The organism is Streptomyces sp. NPDC057486 (assembly GCF_042802415.1).
GTDB lineage: Bacteria > Actinomycetota > Actinomycetes > Streptomycetales > Streptomycetaceae > Streptomyces > Streptomyces yanii.
Window position 1 is genome coordinate 1 of sequence record NZ_JBHVEE010000324.1, and the last position, 1,537, is coordinate 1,537.

The following is a 1,537-nucleotide window of genomic DNA, read 5'->3' on the forward strand; positions in this document are numbered from 1 at the left end:
GTCTCTATGTCCTTCGTCAAGGACGTGGTGCGGGGTTTGAGGCTGTTTGGGGTGGTCATGCGGCTGGGGTGACGCTGGGGGTTCGGGGTTCGTAGAAGGTGCCGTCGCGGAGCATGGCGAAGAGGACGCTGATGCGTTGGCGGGCGAGTCGGAGGAGGGCTTGAGTGTGGGTCTTTCCGCGGGCTCTTTGCCGGTCGTAGTAGCTGCGGGAGGCCGGGTCGGCGTTCATGCAGGCGAAGGCGGAGAGGAACATGGCGCGTTTGAGCTGCCGGTTTCCGCCTCGTGGTGCGTGTTCGCCGTGGATCGAGGTCCCCGACGACCTGGTCGTGGGGGCGAGGCCAGCGTAGGAGGCGAGGTGGGCTGCGCTGGGAAAGCCGCTTCCGTCGCCGACGGTGACCAGCAGGACGGCGGCGGTCCTGACTCCGACTCCCGGCATCGAGGTCAGGACCGGGTGAAGAGGGTGGGCCTCCAGCAGGGTGCTGATCTGGGCTTCGAGTGCCCTGCGTTGTTCGTGGACAGCGGCGAGCGAGCGGGCCAGCGACGGGATGACCACGTCGAGGGTGCCGGTTCCCGGGACCACGACGGTCTGTTCGTCGAGGGCGTCGAAGACGTCGTCGATCAGCCGGGCGGCCATGCGTGGGGCCTTGGGACGGATGAGCTCGACGAGTCTGCGGCGGCCGGCTTTCCGCAGGGCGTTGGGGGATCCGTATCTCTCGAGGAGCCAGGTGACGGCGGGGTGGTCCAGCCGTGGGCCAAGGACGCGCTCGAGGCTGGGGTGGAACTGGGTGAGCAGGCCGCGTATCCGGTTGGAGGTGCGGGTGGCTTCCGCGGCGAGGTCCTGGTCGAAGCCGGTCAGGACGGTGAGCTCGGCGGTGATCTCGTCGGTCAGTTCCAGCGAGCGCAGGGTGTGGGGCATGGTGCGGGCGGCGTCCGCGATGACCGCGGCGTCCTTCGCGTCTGTTTTCGCCTCGCCCGGGTAGAGGTCGGCGATCCGGCGCATCGCGAGTCCGGGCAGGTAGGCGACTTGGCAGCCGGCGTCGCGTGCGACGGTCAGGGGCAGGGCGCCGATGGATGCGGGTTGGTCCACGATGACCAGGACGGTGCCGAACTTGGCCTTGAGCTTGTCGAAGACGGCTCGCAGCTTCGGTTCGCTGTTGGGCATCGGCTTGTCGAAGACCTTCTTCCCGGCCGGGGTGAGCCCGTGGCCGTGGTGGGCGGTCTTGCCAACATCCATCCCGAGGAAGACGCCCACGCCTTCGGTGTCTAACATTGCGCCCTTTCCAGGTGGTTGACCTTGCCGGTCTCGGCGGTGGCACCGTACTCGCGCATCCACGTTATGCAGACCTGCCGCCCACGAGCTGCCCGGCATTGCACCAGGCCGGACGGTGGCCGGGTCTCTCATCAGCGTCTCCGACGGCACCCCTCGGGCCCGGCGACACCACCCCCCAGGTCATCCGTTCGACAGAGGGGACACAGCCATACCGGGCCCGGAGGCCAGCGGCCCCATTGCAGGACCGCGAAAAACATAACGGGGGGG

At 68.3% G+C, this 1,537-nt stretch carries 1 protein-coding gene; it reads right to left on the reverse strand.

Features of this window, described 5'->3' with window-relative positions:
- Window positions 1–55: 55 nt before the first annotated feature.
- Window positions 56–1,270 (reverse strand): IS110 family transposase, encoded by a 1,215-nt coding sequence (locus tag ACFU6I_RS48665; RefSeq protein WP_384381033.1) that lies wholly within the window; start codon window positions 1,268–1,270, stop codon window positions 56–58.
- Between the last annotated feature and the right edge of the window lie 267 nt (window positions 1,271–1,537).

Bases quoted from the DNA above. Each gene is read 5' to 3' on its own strand.
- ACFU6I_RS48665 (WP_384381033.1), bottom strand. From the start codon at position 1,270: ATGTTAGACACCGAAGGCGTGGGCGTCTTCCTCGGGATGGATGTTGGC.